The following is an 18,082-nucleotide window of genomic DNA, read 5'->3' on the forward strand; positions in this document are numbered from 1 at the left end:
CGCTCCCCAAGGAGCCTGCATGTCCAACCTGATTGCCGACTGGCGCGACCGCCCGACCCATCGCCGGGTCTGGGCGCTCGCCGCGCCCATGATTCTTTCGAACATTTCCGTGCCGCTGGTGGCGCTGGTCGACAGTACGGTGATCGGTCACTTGCCCCACGCCCATCAGTTGGGCGCAGTCGCGGTCGGGGCCAGTCTGTACACGTTTCTCGCCTGGGCCATGGGCTTTCTGCGCATGGGTTCCACCGGGTTTGCCGCCCAGGCCGCCGGACGCGGGGATGGCGCGGCGTTGCGGCAGATCCTGTTGCAAGGCCTGTTGCTGGCCATGGGGCTGGCCATTGCCTTGGGTGCGCTGGGCATTCCGTTGAGCGGTGTCGCGCTGCACTTCATGCAACCTTCGGCGGAACTGGATCAACTGACCCGCGAATTCTTCCACACGCGATTGTTCGGTCTGCCTGCGGCGCTGGCCAGTTACGCGTTGGTCGGCTGGTTCCTCGGCACGCAAAACGCCCGGGCGCCGCTGGCGATTTTACTGAGCACCAACCTGGTCAACATTGCACTGAACCTGTGGTTCGTCCTCGGCCTGGAATGGGGCGTGGTCGGTGCGGCCCGGGCCTCGGTGATCGCCGAATGGACCGGCGCGCTGATCGGCCTGCTGATGACCCGCAAGGCACTGCGCGCCTACCCCGGTCACATCGCCTGGGCCGCGTTGGCGCTGTGGCAGAGTTGGCGACCACTCCTGGCCGTGAACCGCGACATCTTCATCCGCAGCCTGTTGCTGCAATCGGTGTTTTTCCTGATCACCGTACAAGGTGCGCGGCTGGGTGACGCCACGGTCGCCGCCAACGCGTTGCTGCTCAATGGTTTGCTGCTGACGGCCCACGCGCTCGATGGGTTGGCCCATGCCGTGGAAGCGCTGTGCGGGCACGCAATTGGCGCCCGCGACCGGGACGCCCTGCGCCGTTCATTGGTCGTCGCTTGCGGATGGTCGTTGTTGGCGAGCCTGGGGTTTGCCGTGCTGTTCCTGTTTGCCGGGCACTTGTTCATCGAGATGCAGACCGACATTCAGAACGTACGCGACACGGCGTTCGTCTACCTGCCCTACCTCGCCGCCCTGCCGCTGATCGCGGTCTGGAGCTATTTGCTCGACGGGCTGTTCATCGGCGCAACCCGCGCCCGGGAGATGCGCAACGGCATGCTGTTGACCGTGATCCTGTTGCTACCGTTCGCCTGGGCGCTGCAAGGTTTGGGCAACCACGGGCTGTGGATAACTTTCCTGTTGTTCATGGTGTTGCGCAGCGTGACCCTCGGCGCAATCGCCTGGGTGCTGCGCAACAACGATGGCTGGTTCGCGGGCCGGGCTCATTGAGGCTGATTGTTCTGCCAGCATTTGCGCAGGCTATCGAGACGCTCCTGCTGCGTAAGCCCCGACAACGGCTGCACCAGCGAAGCTCGGGGGTTCTGCAGGCGCAGCCATAACCAGCCATCAAGCACCGGCCGCTCGCTGAAACCCAGCGCCAGCCCTTCCTGCACATGGGACCACAGGCTGCTGAAATCGGCCCCGATGGATTGGCTCCAGTGCCAGGCATGCTGCTCCAGCAGGCAGGTTTGCAGGGTTTCGCGCTGTCGAGGGCTGAGGCTTTCTTCGACCGCCAGCGGGCTGACGGCGAGCCCCGGGTTGAGCAACTGTTGCCAGCCCTCGCTGCCGATCGCGCGATCGGCCCAGGACCCGCCGAACCAGTGCAACTGGCTGATCGGGCCCAGCCAGCGACTCAATTCCCGGGCATCACAGGCATCGAAAAAGTAACTGGCCGTGTTCGGGTTGTAATAACTCAACAAGGCTCGATGGTGCAGCCCGCAAGAGACGATGAGCATGCGGCGCAAATGCTCCAGCAACTGTGAGGACGACACCTCGCTGACGATCAGCAAGCCACGCCAGACCTGCGTTTGGCTGTAGCACAACTCGGCCAGTGCGGGGCACGTTCGAAGGTCAATGAGTACCGGGCCGTCTTCGCGCAGCGCCTGCAATTCGGTGCCCTCGAACAACCAGAACCACTGGGCCTGCGCGAACACCTGATGCAGTGCTGCGCTCGCTTGGGCTGCACTCGGGACATCCAGCAACAGCCATTGCGGGGTTGCGCCAATCATGCCGCACCGCTCTGGCCAAACAGCGTCGCCGCCCGACAGGTGCAAAGCGCCTGCGGGCAGTGACTGAAGCTGCCGCCGCCGGGCAACAGGCACAACACCACCAAGGGCTCGCCCGAGCGCAGGAGTTCCAGCAAGCCGTCATGGGGTGATCCGTCCTCAGTCGGGCTGGGCTCCTCAACCTCTTCGAGCGACGACGGCGCGTGAAGAAACCCGCAAATCAGCGGCTGATCCGGATCGCCCTCGATAAAGCTCACCACCACTTCGGTCCCTTCGCTCAGCGGCGAGGCGGTCGGCCCTTCCAGCTCAGCCGCCAACGGCAGCCAACAATGACTGGGCGTCGCGCCTTCGCCCTGATAGAGCCAGTCAAACTGCACGGCAATCGGTCTGGAAGGATCGGGCCGAGGCTCATCGACGTCGACCACCCAGGCTCGTTGCAGGCTGTGCATCCGTGGTTTCACCGCGCAATGCGGCGAGACGAAAGGCAACTCCCAGTGAATCGCACGGATCTGGTTGCTGTACGGGACCAATGGATCCTGACTACCCTGATGGTCGACATGGGTCAGCAACCACAGATGATTCCAATCGGCGACCGGATGGCCAGACAAGGGCATCAACTGACCGCTGCGCAGCGTCGGCAGGTCCGTGCAGCCTTCGGCACTTTGCGCGGTGCGTTGCTCTGCCTGAAGCTGAAACCGGCGCACTGCAGGAGAAGCTTGCCCGACCGCGAACACCGCGTTTTCGCCGAGACGAAAATGCCCGTGGCCGTCACCGAACACCACGCAATGCCCATCGCTCTGATGCTCGAAATGGTAGTGAAGGCGTTCCTGGGCACACAGACGCTGGAGAAACTGCAGATCCGATTCCCGATACTGCGTGCAGAAATCACGGGGCGGGTAATCGCCAGTCAATTCGAAGCGTCGGTCCTTACCGGTAATGCCGTGTTCCTTGAGCACCTGGCTGAGGATCTCGGGCACCGACAACGTACTGAAAATCCGCTGGCTGAAACGCTGGGACAGGCACGTAAGCTTCGGCCCCAGACGCACGTGGCAAAGTCTGACGCTCGGGCCATGGTCACGCTGGACCAGTTCATGCAGTTGGCCATGGAAAGTGCTGCCCTCTGGCCCGAAATGCAAAACGGCCGGGCGGTACAGCAGGCTCGCGAGGTCCAGCTTCGGGTCATTGATCAGCAGATCCACATCGAACACAAAGGGCTCGCTGATCGCTTCTCTACCGGTAAAGGCCAGGACTTCGAAAGGGTCGGGCAGACCGGCTACATCCAGACGAAATGAAGGTTCGTTGACTGGATCGAACATCGGCGATTCTCTACAGGAGGGGCGGCCGGGGATTCTCGCCGAGAGACATGGCCGAGTAGAGTGCCGAAGTACAACTTAGGAAATGGCCTACGCGAAAAGAAGACCATATGGCTTTGATAGCCGGGAGTGTGGGACGTTTCGCTTGAAAACAGAGAACCGCCGCACCAGGTCATCTGAAATTTCCGCAGCGTGCGGAACATTTTCAGACAACCTGGCGAGAACGGCGACTTACCTCAGGAAGACAGGTAAGACGAACGGGTCAGGCCCAGACGCAGGGCGTCGAGGAACTGGGTGCGCTCGGCCGCGGTGATGCGCGCACTGGCGCACTTGTCGCGGTAGTGGGTCATCAGCTCTTCCGGCGACAAATGCACGTAACGCAGCATGTCTTCGATGGTGTCGTGGGTTTCGATACCCGCGTGGTACACGCTGCCGTCGGCATTCTGGTAGATGTTCACCGAGTCGGTGTCACCGAACAGGTTGTGCATGTCGCCAAGAATTTCCTGGTAAGCGCCGACCAGGAAGATCCCCAGCAGGTAGTCTTCGCCCTCATTCAGAGCGTGCACGGGCAGGCTGGTCTCGATGCTCTGCTCGTCGACGTATTGCTTGATCTTGCCGTCGGAGTCACAGGTCAGGTCTTGCAGCACCGCGCGGCGCAGCGGCTCTTCGTCGAGACGGTGCAGCGGCAGGATCGGCAGGACCTGGCCGATGGCCCAGGTGTCCGGCAGGCTCTGGAATACCGAGAAGTTGCAGATGTACTTGTCGGCCAGCTTGTCGTTGAGTTCGTCGAGCACCTGACGGTGCGAACGCTGACGCGCCTTCAACGAGTTGTGCAGGCGACGGCACACGGCGAAGTAGCATTGCTCGGCCAGGGCTTTTTGCGCCAGGGTCAGCTTGCCGTCGGCGTACTGGGTGGCCACGTCGCTCATGTAGTGAGTGGCGCGCCAGTAGGTTTCGGTGACCATTTCGATGTCGGTCGGGCCGAGCAGGTCAACCAGCCACTGCACGGTTTCCGGCAGCTCTTCCTTGTTGTCGATCTTCGGCACGTCGTCGTTGTGTTTTTCAACGTCGGTGACTTGCACCACCAGCATCGCGTGGTGGGCGGTCAGGGAACGGCCGCTTTCGGAGAAAATGTTCGGGTGCGGCAGGCTCTGCGCGTCGCAGAACTCCTTGAGCATCCCGACCACGACACCGGCGTAATCGTCCATGTCGTAGTTGATCGAGCTGGCGTTACGCGAGTGCGTGCCGTCGTAGTCGACGCCCAGACCGCCACCGACGTCGATGTGGTCAACCGGCAGGCCGAGGTTGCGCAGTTCGCCGTAGTAACGAATCGCTTCCTTGAAACCGTGCTGGTAGTCCGCCAGGTTGGCGATCTGCGAGCCCATGTGGAAGTGCAGCAGACGAATGCCCTGGTCCAGACCCGCCGCGCGGAAACGCTCGACCACCGACAGCAGTTGCGCCGCCGACAGACCGAACTTGGATTTCTCGCCACCGGTGTCCGCCCACTTGCTCGAAGCCAGGGACGACAGGCGCACGCGCAAGCCGACCTGCGGCTTGACCTTCAGCGAGGCGGCTTCTTCGATCACCAGGCCGACTTCGGATTCTTTCTCGATCACGATGAACACGTTGTGGCCAAGCTTCTGGCCCATCAGCGCCAGCCGAATGAACTCGCGGTCCTTGTAACCGTTGCACACGATGGTGCCGCCCTTCGGCGCCAGTGCCAGCACGGCCAGCAGCTCAGGCTTGGAGCCAGCTTCCAGGCCGATGGACACGTTCTGCGTGGCGATGATGTTTTCGATCACCGCTTCTTGCTGGTTAACCTTGATCGGGTACAGCGCGGTGTACTTGCTCTGGTATTCCAGGCGCTCGATGTTGGCATCGAAGGCGCCGGTCAGCTGACGCACGCGGTCTTGCAGAATGTCCGGGAAACGCACCAGCAGAGGCAAGGACAAGCCACTTTTACGCAGCTGGTCGACTTGCTCGAACAGGTCGATAGGCGAACTGGCCGGACCGTTCGGACGAACCTCGACGCGACCGGCGTCATTGATCGCGAAATACCCGGCCCCCCAATGGCGAATCCCGTAAACACTGCGGCTGTCCGCAACTGTCCATTGGCTGCCATCGTCTTTGCGTGTGCGTCGTACGGACATTGAAGTCCCCTATAAAGAAGTCATAGAGCGTCGCCTGGGTTCAGGCCGGCGCAGTCTAAAGGATGAAAATGACGGTTCGTCAACGAGGGGATAGACCTCGCTGACCGCAGTGAGTTTAGAAACCGGTCAGAACAGGCTCTGTGAAAACCATGTAGGCGACGCCAGGCCAGAAGAAGTCAGGACCGGGTCAAGCCGAGGGTGGTTTTCACAGAGGCTGCTAGCCGCCGGACTTCTTTGCCTTGAAACCGAGTTTGATCAGCTCGCCCAACAGCAGCTCGACATGATCGCCCTGGATCTCAATGATTCCGTCTTTCAACGCCCCACCGGTGCCACAGCGTTTCTTCAACGTGGTGGCCAGGTCCTTGAGCGCGTCTTCAGCCAACGGCACGCCGGTGATGGTGGTCACCGTCTTGCCGCCACGGCCCTTGCTTTCGCGACGCACGCGAGCGATGCCGTCGCCGGCCGGGATAACGGTCTGTTTGCAGATACAGGCGTCCACCGGCTTACTGCAATCCGGGCAATGACGACCTGCGTCGGTGGAAAATACCAGGCCACCAAGGGCGGCGAAGGATGCGGCTTTTTTGGCCACCGGCAATCCTCTTGGGAGGACAAAGACTGGTCGCGGCAACCTGGGCAGGTGCCATCGACCGCGAAGCCCCACTCAGGCAGGGGCAGCGCTACTGAACCGAAACAACCCTGTAGGAGCGAAGCTTGCTCGCGAAGAACGCAAGGACGATGCGTACAATCTGGATGCACGCGTTATCGTTAACGTCCATCGCGAGCAAGCTTCGCTCCTACAAAGAGCAATACGGTTCAGCTTGAAAAGGTCGCGCAGTGTAACGGCAAAAAGCCGACTTGCTAAGAGCCAATCGGCGCCAATTTATGCCTCTTTTGCGACGTCCTCGCCACGAGCCCGGAGATAGCGCTTCAACGCGGCCAGAGAGTCCGGGCAGTAAGGCTTTTCGTCGATTTCCCGAAGCACTTCATCGATTGGCAAAAAGCGCGCTTCGAGCACCTCTTCCGGTTGCAGGGTCAACGGCCCGTCCCACACCGCCGAAAACGCCGAACACCACAAACGATTGCCGGTGTCTTCGAAGAAAAAATGATCATGGGCAGTGAGTTCCACCCCGCTCACGCCCAACTCTTCTTCAAGCTCGCGGGCGGCCGATTCGGCGTAGGTTTCGCTGGCGAGCACCATGCCCCCCGCCGCCACGTCCCAATACCCCGGATAAATCGCTTTGCTCAGGGTGCGCCGGTGAACGCAGAGTTCACCAGCCGAATTGAACAGCATGATGTAGGTACCGCGTCCGATCAGCCCGCGCTCGCGCAGGTCCGAGCGGACCAGTGCACCGAGCAGGTTGTCCTGCTCGTCGACCCAGGCGATCTGTTCGGCATCCGAGGCCGCGCGGTGGGCGGCCTCTCTCGCGTTATCGACCATGACTCAGCCCTGATTGAGCAGTTGACGCAAATCGATCACTGCGGCGTTGGCCCGGGAAATGTAATTGGCCATGACCAGCGAGTGGTTGGCCAGTACGCCGAAGCCGCTACCGTTGAGAATCATCGGACTCCAGACCGGTTCCTGCGACGCTTCCAGTTCACGAATGATCTGGCGCACGCTGACGGTCGCGTTCTTCTTCGCCAGCACATCGGCGAAGTCGACTTCGATGGCACGCAGCAAGTGGGACAAGGCCCAGGCCTGACCGCGAGCTTCATAGAACACGTTGTCGATCTGCATCCACGGGGTTTCGACGATTTCCTCGTCAACCTGTGGCACCTGACCCGGCGCGACCACTTCGGTCTTCAGCGCGGTGTTCAGTTTGACCCGGCCAACGCTGGCCGACAGGCGTTGCGACAGCGAACCCAAACGGGTGCCCACATCGCCCAGCCAGTTGTTCAGGTTGTCGGCACGGGCGTAGAACAGCGCGTTTTTCTGCAAAGGGTCGGACAGACGCGCCTGATAGCGGCTCAGGGAATTGATGCCTTCCTGATACTCGGACTCGCTGGAGGGCAGCACCCAGCTTTTATTGTCAAAGTTGAAACGCGGCTCGGCTTTCGCCAGATCGGCGTCTTCGGCCGATTGCGACTGCGAACGGGCGAAGTCTTTGCGCAGCGCCCGCGTCAGATCGCGGACCTGGACCAGCACGCCATATTCCCAGCTCGGCGTGTTGTCCATCCACAGGCCCGGCGGGAAACGGTCGTTGGAGATGTAGCCGCCCGGTTTGGTCAGCAAGGTATCGGCGACGGTCTTGAGTGTTTCGACCGTGGTGTAGCCGATGACCATTTGCTTGCCTTCTTTCTCGGCCGCCACTTGAGCATTCTGTTGTACCGGGAACAGCGCCGGCTCCTGGCTCCAGTACCAGCCAAGCACAAAGGCCACAATCAGATAGAGGCCGATCAGCGTGGCCAGCGCCCGACTGAACAAAAGGCCACCGATGTAACTGCGGGTAGCCGATTTCGGTTCAGCGGCACGTTCAGGCGCGCTGCCCGCGCGGTTCTTCCAGTCCAGCATGGCGATATCCTTTCAATCACTTGAGTTCATCGGTTCGACCACAACCATACAACAACGTGCCTTTGCCCGGCACCCGTCGTCGGGTTATCCGCAGAAATTAGCGTCAGGTCTGTGACAACCGAGCGCCGATGAATTCTAGTCGCCCTGCCAGGGTTAAACGCCAATGACCTTCATTGAAATTTGCTGCCACCCCGTTGATGTAAACAGATGAGCAATGCCCTTGCCGTCGGTCCTGCGTCGCGCCGTGTCCCCATCCACCGTCGCAATGTAGTCATGCAGCGCCAGCGGCTCACCGGTTGCGCTGTCCAGGAGGCGAAAGACCCTTGGCGTTCTCGACGGCTGAACAGGCGGATTTTGCATCAGCTCCATTATCTTCGGATCAAACGTCCGCTCCGGCATTACCCAGTCAGCGTAATCGGCTTCAGGCCTGACCAACCGCCATTCCCCCCGCTCGATCGGGTCGAGCACCTCGCTCTCGATATCAATCAGCAGGCCGGCACGCAACTCGTCCATTCCATCGATAAGCTGCCGATCTTGCAGCGCCTGGCGCACAAGCTCCAGCGCTTGCTCACTGGGCCAGGCATGTTGACGCTCCCACTCGGACAGATCGAGCTCGTTGACCAACCTCATCCCGGCACCTCGGTGCTCCACTCATCGGAGCCCATGGTTCGGCTGACTTCATGCCGCCAATTAATGCGCCGGTAACTGAAATGGACTTTCTCCACTTGAGTGAGGTGAGCAGTACCGGGATCCTGGCAATGCGGCATAAGCACTTCAGCGCCGATGATCACCGCGTCTTCCAGTTCCATCGTATAAAAGTGTTCCTGGATTCCCTGAGCCGAGGTGCGATACCACTCGACGCGGCATATTTTTAGCAATTCTCCAGAACATAAAGCGTTGTTGATCAGCGGTGTCGCTTTGTCGATGGCCTTGGTGACGATCAAGGGCTTGTGCATCCGACGACCTGCGCCCGACCCTTTCGGTACGAAGATCCCGTGGCTCAGGGCCTGGATCATGATTTGGTCCTCACGCCCCTTTTGATAGATGTTGCCCACCGACGCCTCAGTAAAAGCACCAGCGCTGATCAGGCCTTGGTGTTCGCCGTGGAGGGTCATGAAGGCGGGAGTTGGCATGGTGGGGCTCCTTGGGTTTTTTTGGGTTGTGGGGCGGGGAAGTGCGAGGGTTCGTCGTACATGTCTTCGATTTCGTCGAAGGGCCTCCAGGCTTTACCGAGGTCCAAGGTGATGAGGTAGCGTTCCTGACTCGGATTTCGATAATCCTCGAAGCGTCCCAGTATCAGCATGGCCTGATACTTGTCGCCCGCCTGCCAATAGGATCGCCCGGAAAGAATTCCTCTACTCAAGTAAGCCCGCCACTCAGGGGTATCCGCGATCGTGGGATTGTTTCGTAGCCCCTTTGCCACCCAACCTTTTTCGCGCCATTGGTCTTGCAGGTCGAGAACTACCTTGAGGGCATCATCGATCAGTAGTGGCTCTATCTGCGGAGACATGCGGATACTGCTAACGATATTGTCGTCAAATACAACAGTGAAAAAGCGCGCTCTCGGTGTGACGAATTCGTACTGCGGATCGATGAATCGAAGGCGCGCATCTGTCTTGGGAAGGCCCATCCAGACGTGCCCGGGGACCATCGGACTGAAGGGAACTGAAGAATGTTTGCGCAAGGTTTCGTAGGTACCGCCCATTTCCAATGCGATGACCGGCTCTTGCGATAGAGACTCGACTAACTGATTCGTAGCCATCCATAGCAGGACAGCCAGAAACAGCCAACCCGCCCCAAGCCGCCAGCGGTCGATACCTGGCCGCAGACTCATGGGATTACCTGCCCAGACGCAATCTCGATGATCGACTGCTCAAGTACACTTCGGTTTGTGTCGTCAAGCATCTGATCAAAGCGCGCTGCAGCGCGAAGTACGAAAGGCATTCGCTGCTGGATATCCGACAAGTCCGCCAGCGGGTTGTTACTGAAACCAATGGTGCGCTCGTCTTCGACGCGCTCACATTGACTGGTGAGGGTCAACTCAATCGCCTGGGCAACGCCTGAAGGAAACCCAGTGACGTAGGATGCGTGGTTGGCACGCAGTAAGCTGACCAACTGCCGATCCTTGTAAATAGTTGGCTGGAGAATGTTCTGTTGCTCATGCCAAGCCAAATGCTCAACGCTACCGGCAATATCTCCATCCTCTATCGCCTCAAAACCCAGCAAAATCTCGGTGTAATCCAGCCCGAATTCCAGCTTTTCCTTCCCCACTGGCCACAGCACCGGAAACTTCGGATGCCCAAATATTCCCGCCCGTGCTCCCAAACACTTTTTCAACTCTCTGAACCCCCGTTTCGCATAAAACTCATGCAACGGAAAAACATCCAGAAACAGCGTGGTGTTCCCCAGCGCCATCATGTCGTGCACATGCCGGAACTGTTGTTGCACCAACGACAAATCCTCATCCGCAGAACGAAAATCCACAGAGGGCGCCGGATTGCGCGCATCCGCTTCCTTATAGTCACGCAACTCTTGCGCCTGCCCGGCCATCCTGTCCGGCGTCAACAAACCGTACTCTCGACGACTGTCACGCATACGCTCCCGCGACTCATGCTCATCGCGAATGAGATCGATACTGTCCGCCGCATGCAGCAATCCGCAGCCAACCTGCTTGGAGGCAAACGCCGCCAGCCCGGCCCACTGAAACCTGGAATCGTGCAGCCAGAGTCGAGCGTACGCAGCGTTGATAACGCGGTTGCGCTCAACAGGGTCGGCAATCAATACCCCTCCAGGTGCGACGATGTCCTCCGCCTCCCGCTGGTAGTGTCGCCATAGGCACCCGCACGTCAGAATCGGGACGTCGGTAACAAACGTCTTGCTCCCATAGAGCAGTTCCTCTTTGCATTCACAATCAGCAACGGGCGTGCTGTTGTGATTCAGCCGCTGCTCGTCGCTGGGATGTTCTTTGAAACACTGGGTCATAATGGGCCGATGGCATCTAAGGGTTTCCCTGACACCCTACCAGCCGAAAATCCGGTTCAAGTCTGCCGGCGAAAAATCAGAACTCCCTGACAAGTATCGCTCGCCGGGATGACAGACGATTCGCGAAAACAGGCAGGAGAGGCCCTGATCATGGGTAATGCCAGATCACCGACACACATTTTCAGACCCGCCAGTCAGAAACTGAATGACGTCGCATTGCAGATTATTGACATACGACACTCATGCGACTGAAAAGAGGTGCTAGCATAGAGCCACCAGTCGATCTCAGCATGCACCCTAACTAGTAGTCAGGATATGACCGAGCCAGAAGACCCCAGCCGTGAGCGCCTCAAGCACCACTTTGCCCAGCGGGTAATTCATCAGGCACGTCAAATTCTTGAGATCTGGCAGCGCCTGCAACGCAGTGAGTGGTCCACCACCGACTTATCGGAATTGAGTGAAGCCAACCTGCGCCTGCTGCGTTTCGCCGAGCGCTTCGAACAACCGGAACACACGCAACTGGCGCGCCATATCGGCCAGTCGCTGGAGGCTGTCGACGCCAATCGCGGGCGCCTCAGCAGCGGCCTGATCACTGACCTCAATCGCTTGATGCAGCGTCTGTCGCGTACCGGCCTGCGCCATGGCGATCAGCTCGAACAAACCTTCCTGCCGCCGTTGCGCAAGCCGATCTACGTGATGCTGCAGGATCACGACCGTGCCGAGCGACTGGCCAAACAACTGGAATTTTTCGGCCTCAGCGCCCAGTCCCTCGACAGCGTGTCGGCGTTTCGCTCCTCGATGGTCGAGCGTTTGCCTGCCGCGATTGTCATGGACGTGGACTTCAGCGGCCCCGGCGTCGGCCTGAAACTGGCCGCCGAAGCCCAGGTCGGTCTGGATGAACCGTTGCCGCTGCTGTTTTTCAGTCTGCTCGAAACCGACACCCCGACCCGCCTCGCCGCCGTGCGTGCCGGTGGCCAGGAGTTTCTCACCGGCACCCTCGAAGCCTCGAGCCTGCTGGAGAAAATCGAAGTCCTGACCTGCGTCGCGCAGTACGAACCTTATAAAGTGCTGATCATCGACGATTCCCGCGCCCAGGCCTTGCACACCGAGCGCCTGCTCAACAGCGCCGGGATCGTCACGCGCACCTTGATCGAGCCGATCCAGGCCATGGCCGAACTGGCGGATTTCCAGCCCGACCTGATCATTCTCGACATGTACATGCCGGCCTGCACCGGTACGGAACTGGCCAAAGTGATCCGCCACAATGACCGCTATGTCAGCGTGCCGATCATTTACCTGTCGGCCGAAGACGACCTGGACAAGCAGCTCGACGCCATGAGCGAGGGCGGCGACGACTTCCTGACCAAACCGATCAAGCCCCGGCACCTGATCACCACCGTGCGCAACCGCGCGGCGCGGGCGCGCAATCTGAAAGCGCGGATGGTCCGCGACAGCCTCACCGGGCTGTACAACCACACGCACATTCTGCAATTACTCGAAGACTGCAGCTTCCGCGCACGCCGAGAGAGCAAGCCGCTGAGCTTTGCGATGCTCGACATCGACCACTTCAAACGGGTCAACGACAGCCACGGCCACCCCATGGGCGACCGTGTGATCAAGAGCCTGGCGCTGTTCCTCAAGCAACGATTGCGCAAGACCGATTTCATCGGCCGCTACGGCGGCGAAGAATTTGCCATCGTCATGCCGGACACCGATATCGAAGCGGCCTGTAAAGTCCTCGACGAAATCCGTCAGCGCTTCGCCGAAATCCATTACCCCGCTCAGCCCCAGGACCTCTGGTGCACGTTCAGCGCCGGGGTGGTCGAGCTGTGCGAAGACTCCGACGGCCTGATGATGGCCAGCCAGGCAGACGAGGCGCTGTACCGTGCCAAGCATGCCGGACGCAACCGCGTACAAGCCGCACGGACGTCAAAGCAAAGTGCCACTTTTTCATCGGAATCGACCCATTCAGTCATAACCCTGTAACAGAAACGCAATAACTTCAGGCACTTACCATTTCGCCGTTGGTAGTCCCTTGATGCGTCTGAAGCTGCTGACCAATCTCAATACCCTCCTTCTAGTCGCCGTGTGCGTGGCCCTCGGCGCCACGCTTTGGTGGTCGCAAAAAGCCCTGGAGCGCCCCTATCTATTGATGGAGCGCTACCTCGGGTTGTCCCAGCAATTCCAGAATGAAGTGGCGCGTAACATCGAGGATTACCTGGCCAGCGGCGATGCCTTGCGCCTGAGCAGCGCCAGCCAAGCCATCGACGGCCTGCAAAAGGAACTCGCCGAGCTACCGCCGACGCTGGCCGACAGCTTGCGCCCGAGCCTGTCGAACCTGGATGAATTCAGCAAAACCGACCTGTTGGCCGCCGGCAAACTCGCAGGCGATCCTCAGGCGCTGTTGCTGCAAGCCGAACGCGAACTCGGCGCCAGCCTCGACCAGTTGAGTCAATACGCCAGCAGCAACGCGAACTATCTGACGCCATTGCTCGCGGCCTCCCAACACCTGGGCAAACTCTCTTTGGCGCGGGACAAACTGGTCAGCAGCGGCCGCAGCGAACTGGCCGCCGATGTCGAGCGCGAAGTCACCAACATCCGCACGCAAGCCGAGCTTCTGAACGCCTTGCCGCTCTTGGGCGTGACCAGTAAAAGTGAATCGGGCACCGACGATTTCGCTGCAATGATGGGCCTGGAGAACACCGAAAAAACCGTTGCGGAAGATGCCGGCGTCGGCCTCAAACGCGAGCTCAACAGCCTGCTCACGCGCTATCCCGCAGAGCTTGCGCGAACCCGCGAGCAGATCCAGAAACGCGCCGACCTCAGCGCCGCGACTCACCAGAAAATCGCTGCCGTGCAACAGTCCATCGCCGGGCTGGAACCGGTGGTCCGTGCCCAGCACGGGCAGATCCAGAGCGAAGTGCGGCTGATGCAAGGGGTGATGATCGGCCTGATTCTGCTGATCGCATTACTCATCGACACCCTGCAGCGGCGCCTGGCCCGGACGCTGACCAACCTCGCGCCGGCACTCTCGACCTGGGCCGAAGGCGACTTCAGCCGCGACATCGAATTGGGCAAGACCAATCGCGAACTGCATGACATCCAGGCCTCGCTCAATCGACTGCGCGCCTACCTCGTCGATCTGGTCGGAACCATTCGCCTCAACGCCGAGCAGGTTGCCGGCAGCAGCCGCACCCTGGCCGAGTTGAGCAATGATTTGCACAGCGGCGCCGAACATCAGGCGGGTGACACCGCGTTGATCCGCGACTCCCTCGGCGAGCTGGAAGCGACCATTCAACAAGTCGCCGGCGATGCCAGCCAGGCTGCCGACGCCAGCCGCCATGCTGGATTGGCGGTAGAACATGGACAGAAAGTCATCGGTTTGAGCCTCACCGGGTTGCATGCGCTGGTGGGCGAAGTGCAAAGCAATGCACAGATGATCGAACATCTGGCCGAGGAGTCCGCCACCATCGGCGGCGTGCTGACGGTGATCCGCTCGATTGCCGACCAGACCAACCTGCTGGCCCTGAACGCCGCCATCGAAGCGGCCCGCGCCGGGGAAATGGGACGCGGGTTTGCCGTCGTGGCGGAAGAGGTTCGGTCATTGGCGCAGCGCACCGCAGGCGCTACGGCAGAGATCCAGAACTTGATCGCCGGGCTGCAGACAGCGGCCCGAGAGTCGGTGGAAGGCATGCGCGCGCAGGTTGAACACGCGGAGGCGACAGCCAATCAGGCCCAGGCGGCCGACGGTGCGCTGGATAAAATCGTCGGGGCGATCCAGACGATTTCAGACACTGCCGTACGCATCGCCGATGTCACGGCTCAGCAGAGCGGAGCCGTCAGCGAAATCCGCGATCACAGTGAGCGGATTCACCAATTGGGCGGGGATAATTTGCTGCGTATCGGTGAGGGACGTGAGCAAGGCGAGCATTTGTTGGTATTGGGCGGGCGGTTGCATACGGCCGTTCAGGCATTCCGCGTCTGACAGACCACCACATACCTGTAGGAGCGAGGCTTGCCCGCGAACCAGACGACACGGTTTATCAGGCGAACCGTGTCATCGTTCTTCGCGGGCAAGCCTCGCTCCTACAGGACCCATAAAAGCAATCCAATCGACTGTCCGCTATCATGGCCCCAATTCCGATACGCGAGATCGTCATGCGCCGTTTGCTCTGCCTGCTGCTTTTAGTGCTCGCCCTGCCGGCCACCGCCGCCGGTTTGCTGGAGAGTCGACCCAGTTCCACTCTGGGTTCGATCAACAACAGCGCCGACTTCCTGCCCGTGCGCGAAGCCTTTCAACTGAGCCTGATAGACAGCACGCCACAATCGATCAAGCTGCGTTTCGTCGCCACCGAGGGTTATTACCTCTACCGCCATCGCTTTCAGTTTCGCGCCGACCCTGCCGAGATCGTAGTCGGCCCGGCACAGCTGCCCAAAGGCGAGCAGAAACACGATGAATACTTCGGCGACGTCGAGGTTTACCACGGGATTCTCGATGTCGAACTGCCGCGCAGCGATCAACGCGCCTTCACGCTGGCGGTGACCTATCAAGGCTGTGCCGACAAAGGCCTGTGCTATCCGCCCGAGACCGAACGCCTGAGTATCGACGGCAGTGGCGGCACAACCACGAGCTGGAGCTGGCGGGAACTGGCATTGTTCTTCCTTGCGGGCCTTGGCCTGACCTTCACCCCTTGCGTGCTGCCAATGCTGCCGATCCTCTCCGGCGTGGTGTTGCGCGGCCAGGTGGGTGGCTTGCGCGGCTTCAACCTTTCGCTCGCTTACGTGCTGCCGATGGCCGCCTGCTTCGCTCTGCTCGGTGCGTTGATGGGGATGTTCGGCGCGCAGCTCAACCTTCAGGCGCGGCTGCAATCGGCGTGGGTGCTGGTGCCGTTCGCAATGTTTTTTGCACTGTTTGCCCTAGCGATGTTCGGTGTCTTCGAACTCAAGTTACCGCAGGCGATCAGCAGTCGGCTGGACCGCATCGCCGGGCGCACCGAAGGCGGTTCGTTGTGGGGCGCGGCGGTGCTGGGCGTGGTTTCCAGTCTGTTGGTTTCTCCCTGCGTCTCGGCACCGCTGGCCGGCGCGCTGCTGTACATCAGCGCCAGTGGCGATGCGTTGGGCGGCGGCTTGAAACTGTTCTTGCTCGGCCTCGGCATGGGCGCACCGCTGTTGCTGGTGGCCACTGGCGGCGCCGCCTGGCTGCCGAAAAGCGGACCATGGCTGGTCTACGTGAAAAACTCGATTGGCGTGCTATTGCTGGGTCTGGCGATCGGCCTGCTCAGTCGCGTGCTGCCGGGGCAGATCACTTTGTTGCTGATCGGCTTGCTGGCCGGCGGTGTCGGCTTGTTCATGGGCGCGCTGGAGTTCGTCTACAAACCTCCGCGAAAACGCCTGGGCCAGTTACTCGGGATGTTCCTGCTGTTTTATGCACTGGCCTGTTGGTATGGCGCCTTCAGTGGCCAGACCGATCCGTTCAACCCGATCGGCCAGCCGCGTGTCGTCAACAGCAACGAGCAGTCACAAAACACCAGCGACTGGCAAACCGTCACGACTCCAGCCGAACTCGATCGCGTCCTCGCCGAAGCCAAATCCTCCGGCACCCCGCTGCTGCTCGACTGGTACGCCGACTGGTGCATCAGTTGCAAAGTCATCGAACACAAAGTGCTTAACGACGCGCAGGTCGTCGAACGCCTCAAGGGTTATCGGCTGATTCGCTTCGACATCACCGCCAGCAACGCCGAGCAACGCGCCCTCCTCGACCGCTACACACTATTCGGCCCACCGGCGCTGATGTTTTTTGGCAAGGACGGTGTCGAACGCGCCGATGTACGAGTGATCGGCGAAATCAGCGCCACGGACTTCGCCGAACGTGTATCGAAAGCAAATGACCGGATTTAATCACCCGGTCACATATTTCGCGCAAACATCGGCCATCGTGCTGGCTATTGCATAGAACTGGACAGTCACAAAGGCTTTGCGGCATAGTCGCCGGGTTCTGACAAATGCACACGGATAACGAGGAACAGCAGATGGCGACCCTATTGGTTCTGCACGGCCCCAACCTGAACATGCTCGGCACCCGTGAACCGGGCACCTATGGCGCTACGACACTGGCGCAGATCAATCAGGACCTGGAACGCCGCGCTCGTGAAGCCGGCCATCATTTGCTGCACCTGCAAAGCAACGCCGAGTACGAATTGATCGACCGCATCCACGCTGCCCGCAGCGAAGGTGTGGACTTCATTCTGATCAATCCAGCAGCTTTTACACACACAAGTGTCGCATTACGTGACGCGCTGCTGGCGGTGAGCATCCCATTCATCGAAGTGCATTTGTCTAACGTGCACAAACGCGAACCTTTCCGCCATCACTCTTACTTCTCCGACGTAGCGGTGGGAGTGATCTGCGGCCTTGGCGCCAGCGGTTATCGACTGGCCCTGGAGGCTGCACTAGAGCAGCTTGAACAACAAGCTATACGCCCCTGACCGACCCTTGGGAGTTGATGATTCATGGATATCCGTAAAGTTAAGAAACTGATCGAACTGCTGGAAGAGTCCGGCATCGACGAGCTCGAGATCAAGGAAGGCGAAGAGTCCGTTCGCATCAGCCGCCATAGCAAAACCCCGGCTCAGCAATACTACGCTCCGGCGCCAATGCACGCTCCGGCTCCAGCGCCTGCCGCTGCTGCCCCGGTTGCCGCCGCTGCCGCTCCTGCTGCACCGTCCGCCCCTGCCCTGAACGGCGCCGTTGCCCGTTCGCCAATGGTCGGCACCTTCTATCGCAAATCTTCGCCAAGCTCGCCGTCCTTCGTTGAAGTCGGCCAGACCGTGAAGAAAGGCGACACCCTGTGCATCGTCGAAGCCATGAAGATGATGAACCACATCGAAGCTGAAACCAGCGGTGTGATCGAATCCATCCTCGTCGAAGACGGCCAGCCGGTTGAGTACGACCAACCGCTGTTCACCATCGTTTGAACCGCGGAG

General features: G+C 60.2%; 16 protein-coding genes. 6 read left to right on the top strand and 10 right to left on the bottom strand.

Annotation, left to right across the window (positions count from 1 at the left end):
* Positions 1-19 precede the first annotated feature (19 nt).
* A complete protein-coding gene (locus tag KGA97_RS05605) occupies positions 20-1,369 on the top strand; it encodes an MATE family efflux transporter (RefSeq protein WP_223480348.1) in 1,350 nt (449 codons plus the stop codon).
* Here the strand turns inward: KGA97_RS05605 and KGA97_RS05610 are convergent.
* The 10 genes from KGA97_RS05610 to KGA97_RS05655 all read right to left on the bottom strand — a co-directional run bounded on the left by KGA97_RS05610 (position 1,363) and on the right by KGA97_RS05655 (position 11,099).
* Positions 1,363-2,148 (bottom strand): DUF4123 domain-containing protein, encoded by a 786-nt coding sequence (locus KGA97_RS05610; RefSeq protein ID WP_223480349.1) that lies wholly within the window; start codon positions 2,146-2,148, stop codon positions 1,363-1,365. The genes KGA97_RS05605 and KGA97_RS05610 overlap by 7 nt on opposite strands.
* A complete protein-coding gene (locus KGA97_RS05615) occupies positions 2,145-3,461 on the bottom strand; it encodes a contractile injection system protein, VgrG/Pvc8 family (RefSeq protein WP_223480350.1) in 1,317 nt (438 codons plus the stop codon). The genes KGA97_RS05610 and KGA97_RS05615 overlap by 4 nt, the downstream gene beginning before the upstream one ends.
* Positions 3,462-3,694: 233 nt before the next feature.
* Positions 3,695-5,608 carry an arginine decarboxylase gene (speA, locus tag KGA97_RS05620; RefSeq protein WP_192226980.1) on the bottom strand — a complete coding sequence of 638 codons (1,914 nt, stop codon included), beginning with the start codon at positions 5,606-5,608 and terminating at the stop codon, positions 3,695-3,697.
* Between the two features lie 217 nt (positions 5,609-5,825).
* Positions 5,826-6,197, bottom strand: a complete 372-nt coding sequence (locus tag KGA97_RS05625) for a translation initiation factor Sui1 (RefSeq protein ID WP_008031278.1) — start codon at positions 6,195-6,197, stop codon at positions 5,826-5,828.
* A 291-nt stretch (positions 6,198-6,488) separates the two neighbouring features.
* Positions 6,489-7,046: an NUDIX hydrolase gene (locus KGA97_RS05630; RefSeq protein ID WP_223414956.1), complete on the bottom strand. Its 558-nt coding sequence runs from the start codon at positions 7,044-7,046 to the stop codon at positions 6,489-6,491.
* A 3-nt stretch (positions 7,047-7,049) separates the two neighbouring features.
* Positions 7,050-8,117 (bottom strand): DUF2333 family protein, encoded by a 1,068-nt coding sequence (locus tag KGA97_RS05635; protein WP_008031276.1) that lies wholly within the window; start codon positions 8,115-8,117, stop codon positions 7,050-7,052.
* Between the two features lie 153 nt (positions 8,118-8,270).
* The gene (locus KGA97_RS05640) at positions 8,271-8,747 is read right to left on the bottom strand and encodes a hypothetical protein (RefSeq protein WP_223480351.1); all 477 of its coding nucleotides are present in this window, start codon (positions 8,745-8,747) and stop codon (positions 8,271-8,273) included.
* A complete protein-coding gene (locus KGA97_RS05645) occupies positions 8,744-9,250 on the bottom strand; it encodes an Hcp family type VI secretion system effector (protein ID WP_223480352.1) in 507 nt (168 codons plus the stop codon). Before KGA97_RS05645 ends, KGA97_RS05640 begins: the two co-directional genes overlap by 4 nt.
* Positions 9,229-9,951 carry a hypothetical protein gene (locus KGA97_RS05650; protein ID WP_223480353.1) on the bottom strand — a complete coding sequence of 241 codons (723 nt, stop codon included), beginning with the start codon at positions 9,949-9,951 and terminating at the stop codon, positions 9,229-9,231. The genes KGA97_RS05645 and KGA97_RS05650 overlap by 22 nt, the downstream gene beginning before the upstream one ends.
* A complete protein-coding gene (locus KGA97_RS05655) occupies positions 9,948-11,099 on the bottom strand; it encodes a DUF2515 family protein (protein WP_223480354.1) in 1,152 nt (383 codons plus the stop codon). The genes KGA97_RS05650 and KGA97_RS05655 overlap by 4 nt, the downstream gene beginning before the upstream one ends.
* 315 nt (positions 11,100-11,414) lie before the next feature.
* On the opposite strand from KGA97_RS05655, the gene gcbA reads away from it, so the two are divergent.
* From gcbA to accB, 5 genes are all read left to right on the top strand, one after another.
* Positions 11,415-13,085 carry a diguanylate cyclase GcbA gene (gene gcbA, locus KGA97_RS05660; protein ID WP_008031270.1) on the top strand — a complete coding sequence of 557 codons (1,671 nt, stop codon included), beginning with the start codon at positions 11,415-11,417 and terminating at the stop codon, positions 13,083-13,085.
* 955 nt (positions 13,086-14,040) lie between these two features.
* Positions 14,041-15,084 (top strand): methyl-accepting chemotaxis protein, encoded by a 1,044-nt coding sequence (locus tag KGA97_RS29545; RefSeq protein WP_411737528.1) that lies wholly within the window; start codon positions 14,041-14,043, stop codon positions 15,082-15,084.
* Positions 15,085-15,257: 173 nt separating this feature from the next.
* Positions 15,258-16,997 (top strand): protein-disulfide reductase DsbD, encoded by a 1,740-nt coding sequence (locus KGA97_RS05670; protein ID WP_223480355.1) that lies wholly within the window; start codon positions 15,258-15,260, stop codon positions 16,995-16,997.
* A gap of 131 nt (positions 16,998-17,128) precedes the next feature.
* Entirely contained in the window at positions 17,129-17,584 is a 456-nt protein-coding gene (aroQ, locus tag KGA97_RS05675; protein ID WP_008031265.1) for a type II 3-dehydroquinate dehydratase, read from the top strand.
* Between the two features lie 24 nt (positions 17,585-17,608).
* A complete protein-coding gene (gene accB, locus KGA97_RS05680; protein ID WP_008038728.1) occupies positions 17,609-18,073 on the top strand; it encodes an acetyl-CoA carboxylase biotin carboxyl carrier protein in 465 nt (154 codons plus the stop codon).
* Positions 18,074-18,082: the final 9 nt, after the last annotated feature.

It is taken from the genome of Pseudomonas sp. BF-B-15, from assembly GCF_019946675.1.
Lineage (GTDB): Bacteria > Pseudomonadota > Gammaproteobacteria > Pseudomonadales > Pseudomonadaceae > Aquipseudomonas > Aquipseudomonas migulae.